Source organism: Microbacterium sp. CPCC 204701 (assembly GCF_004010105.1).
Taxonomy (GTDB): Bacteria; Actinomycetota; Actinomycetes; order Actinomycetales; family Microbacteriaceae; genus Microbacterium.
In genome coordinates this window covers 1-3,983 of the sequence record NZ_RRYE01000283.1, presented here as the reverse complement: position 1 = coordinate 3,983, position 3,983 = coordinate 1, and the positions used below count along the sequence as shown (strand labels likewise).

Sequence of the window (3,983 nt, the reverse complement as noted above, 5' to 3'; positions counted from 1 at the left end):
CGGGCGGCGTTGGTGAGCTGCGCCTCGACCGCACGCGGGCTGCTTGCGCCGGCGGCGAGCATCTCGGCCTTGTCGATGTGCCCGCGCACCTGCTCGAGCGCCTTGCCCGACAGCGTGCCGGCCCGCTCAGCCTGGTCGACGTACGACCGCACGACGGCGAAGCTCGGCGCATGCGTGTACTTCGGCTGCGCCTGCGCATTGAACAGGCCGAGCACGTACTCGCCGGCTGCTGCGATCTCGTTCGCGCTCAGATGCCCACTCGGCTGCAGCGCCAGGCTGTCGAAGCCGCGGCCGATCTCGTTGCCGTAGACGTGGCCGTTGTACCAGTACGTCGACCAGTAGCCGCCCGTGACGAGCCTGGTCGCGTCGTTGGGACCGCGGTCGAAGAACGCGATCTCGACGGGGTTGGCGCTGTCGGTGAAGTCGAACACCGAGAGGCCGCCTTGATACCACGCCTGCACCATGATGTCGCGTCCGGGAACCGGGACGAGCGAGCCGTTGTGAGCGACGCAGTTCTCCGTCGCCGTCTGGATCGCGGGCATCTTGTAGTAGCTGCGGAACTCGAGCTTGCCGTCGACGATGTCGAAGATGGCGTTGGCGCCCCAGTTCTGCGGATCCGTCGCACGGCAGCGGGCTCCGCTTCCGCCGCCCCACTCGTCGGTGAACACGACCTTGGTGCCGTCGTTGTTGAACGTCGCCGAGTGCCAGTAAGCGAAGCGCGGGTCGGTGACCGCATCGATGCGCACCGGGTTCGCCGGGTCGCTGATGTCGATCAGGATGCCGTTGCCCTCGCACGCACCGGCCGCGAGGCCGATCTCGGGATAGGCCGTGATGTCGTGGCAGGCGTCCGTGGCCGACGTGGACTGCATGCCCTCGCCGTGGCTGCCACCGGGCCACAGGCCTGCGGGGCTTCCGGTCGCGGCATCCGTGAACAGGCGCGCCTTGTTGACGACCTCGGCAGCGGCCGGGTCGGCCAGCGGAACCTTGATGACCTCGACGAGGAAGCGGGCACCGAGGATCGGGTTGCCCTCTGCGTCGAGCTGCGACTCGATCGTGTTGCCGTTGACGTTCGTGCAGCCGCCGGGGACGTTCGGCGACGTCGTGCGGGCGCCGCCGGTGCCCGAGACGTAGACGTAGACGTTCTCGGTGTCGTCCGGGTCCTCCACGACGGTGTGGGTGTGCGAACCGCGGCAGGTCTGAACGGCGGTGACCTGCACCGGGTTCAGGATGTCGCTGATGTCGAAGACCCGGACGCCGCGGAAGTTCTGCGGGTCGCTCGTCGCGGGGCTGGGCGTCGTGCCGCAGTCGAGGCGACCCGGGGCCGATTCGACCGACATGAACAGCAGGCCGCCGTACACGGAGACATCGCCCTGTCCGCCTGGACACACGAAGGTGCCGCTCAGGCTCGGTGCCGCGGGGTCACTGATGTCGTAGATCTGGAACCCGAAGTAGTTGCCGGCGATCGCGTAGTCGCCCGTGAAGGCGAGGTCGGAGTTGGTCGTGAACGGCGACTGCTTCTGCTGCGCTGACAGCAGAGCGATGTTGCTGGCGGCCTGCCCGGCGTCGTGCAAGCCGGCGGCCAGCCCTTCGCGCGGGTCGGCGTCGGCGTCGGCGACCGCTGTGGTCGCCGACATCATCGAGAGTCCAAGTGCCAGGGCACCGACGGCAGCGAGTGCCCGCGCTCGCCACCTCGATCCCTGAGTCGGCGTTCTCTTCATGCGGTGGTTACCCCTTCCGAATCGGCACTGCGTCATCGATATGTCGGTTGGTTGCTCCGTCCGAAGCGCATCCCGCACACATCCACGCTCGCAGGGGTCGCACTTCGCATACTTCCTCAAACTGGGGTCGTACTAGGGGGAATGTATCGGGGTCGTGTTGGTTACCGCTACCACTTTTGTGAAATCTAGATTTCGGACCGTCGCGCAGTTCCACGAGAGCGCATGATGGAACATGCCCGACGAGAGGTTGCGATGATGCCGAGGCCGGTCCGATCGATTGCGGTCGCCACCGCAGCCCTGCTCGCGCTCGGGCTCACCGCCTGCACGGCCGAGGAGGATCCGGCGCCATTGCCCACGACGCCGGTCGTGCAGCTCGGCGCGCCGGGCGAGCCGAACCGCACGCTCTCCCCTGAGGAAGCGGACGCGCTCGAGGCGCCCGGGTACGTGGAGCAGGACGTCGCCTTCGTTCGCGACATGCTCCACCACCACGCCCAGGCGATCCAGATGACCGGCTATGTCGACGAACGCAGCGACGACGGCGACATCGAGCTGCTTGCCGAGCGCATGGACGTGAGTCAGACCGACGAGATCCGGCAGCTCGAGCGGTGGCTCCAGGAGCGGGGGGAGCCGGCACGCGATCAGGACGCGCCCCACGGCGAGCACGGGTCCGAGCCGATGCCGGGCATCCTCACGGACGAGGAGCTGGCCCAGCTGGAGGCGGCGCGCGGCGAAGAGTTCGACGTGCTCTTCCTCCAATACATGATCAGGCATCACGAAGGCGCCATCCAGATGGTGGCCGACCTGTATGCGTCGGGCGGCGGTCAGGAGTCCGACATCGATGCGTTCGCGCGACATGTCGAATCCGATCAGGCCATCGAGATCGCGCGCATGCGCGACCTGCTCGCCCAGCGCGAAGGTTGAGCAGGCGACGCCGCTCGCTACAGTGAGCGCATGACGACGCTCGTGCTGACCGTGGTCGGCGATGACCGTGCCGGACTCGTCGCTGCCGTGGCCGATGTCGTGGGAAACCACGGTGGCAACTGGGAGAACAGCCAGCTCGCGGAGCTCTCGGGCGCATTCGCCGGGATCATCGAGATCTCGGTCCCGCCGGAGCACACCGATGAGCTGCGCGAGGCTCTCGCCGTCCTCGAGGGCCTGCTGAAGGTGACCGTGCATTCCGGTGCGGCTGCCGCGGAGCGCGAGCGCGAGTCGGCTGCGGCGCGCAGCTTCACGCTCGAGGTCGTCGGCAACGGTCACCCGGGGATCGTGCGCGACATCTCTGCGGTGCTGCGCTCGCACGGCGTGAGCATCGACCGCATGACCACGACGACGTGCGAGGCCGCGATGTACGGCGGCCGGCTCTTCGAGGCGACGGTCGCGGCGCGGGTTCCGGCATCCGTCGACCTCGATGCGCTCACCGCGGAGCTCGAGCTTCTCGCCGCCGAGATCCAGGTGGACGTCACCCTCGACGCGTGACCCTCCGCTACGCGAGATCGCGCAGCCGGGCCGCGATGCCCGTGTCGTCGCCGGCGCGGCGTTCGTAGCCGACCGCGATGATGAGCAGCACGGCTCCGGCGACCGACAGCGTGATCCACCAGGGCATCGCCTCGATGCCGCGCCCGATCTGCACCATGAAGGCGAGCACGTTCTCGACCGGGAGCACGACGATGCCGATCACGAAGGGCGCCGCCAGGCGCCGGGTCGCGCCCACCAGGATCGCCGCCAGCGCGATCGCCATGACGAGGATCGCGCGCCAGGTGCGCGGGTCGGTGTACGTCGCCGCGACCGACGCGCTGAGCATCACCGTGAGCCCGGGACCCAGCAGTGCCCAGGAGCCCGTCCAGCCCGTCGGCCATGCCGGCACGGACGGCCTCGCGGGTGCCTCGGCGGGGGTCGCGCGCAGCGCGACGGCGCCCGCCGCGAGCAGGAAGAGCCCGAGAGGCAGCGAGAACCATTCGACACGGAGGTCGCGTGGGCTCCACGCCACCACGGCGGTCGCGAACGACACGGCGAACAGGAAGGGCACGGGAGGCAGCGCCGTCGTCCGCCGCAGCCCACGGAACGCGACCGCGACCATGAATGCGAGCACGACCAGCATCAGGCCCCACATCGTCCAGATCGCGAACCAGTCGCGCTCGATCGCGGGCCAGGCCGCGACGACCACGTAGAGGACGGCGGGGATGCCGAGGGTCCTCGTGCGCGCGGGGAACGACCCTTCGGCAGCGCGAAGACGCAGCCCGCGCGCCGCCGCTGCGGCGGCGGCCG

General features: G+C 69.2%; 4 protein-coding genes. 2 read left to right on the top strand and 2 right to left on the bottom strand.

Features of this window, described 5'->3' with window-relative positions; genetic code table 11:
• On the bottom strand, window positions 1–1,634 hold a 1,634-nt coding region (locus tag EIO58_RS13965; protein ID WP_205789289.1), incomplete at its 3' end, for an LVIVD repeat-containing protein.
• A 339-nt stretch (window positions 1,635–1,973) separates the two neighbouring features.
• Between EIO58_RS13965 and EIO58_RS13960 the strand changes: the two genes are divergently transcribed.
• Together EIO58_RS13960 and EIO58_RS13955 are read left to right on the top strand one after the other, a co-directional pair.
• The gene (locus EIO58_RS13960) at window positions 1,974–2,639 is read left to right on the top strand and encodes a DUF305 domain-containing protein (protein ID WP_164861714.1); all 666 of its coding nucleotides are present in this window, start codon (window positions 1,974–1,976) and stop codon (window positions 2,637–2,639) included.
• 30 nt (window positions 2,640–2,669) lie between these two features.
• Window positions 2,670–3,194, top strand: coding sequence for a glycine cleavage system protein R (locus EIO58_RS13955; RefSeq protein ID WP_127820044.1), 525 nt, complete (start codon window positions 2,670–2,672; stop codon window positions 3,192–3,194).
• A gap of 7 nt (window positions 3,195–3,201) precedes the next feature.
• Here the strand turns inward: EIO58_RS13955 and EIO58_RS18875 are convergent.
• Window positions 3,202–3,983: SCO7613 C-terminal domain-containing membrane protein (locus EIO58_RS18875; RefSeq protein ID WP_205789288.1), on the bottom strand; the 782-nt coding region annotated here is incomplete at its 5' end.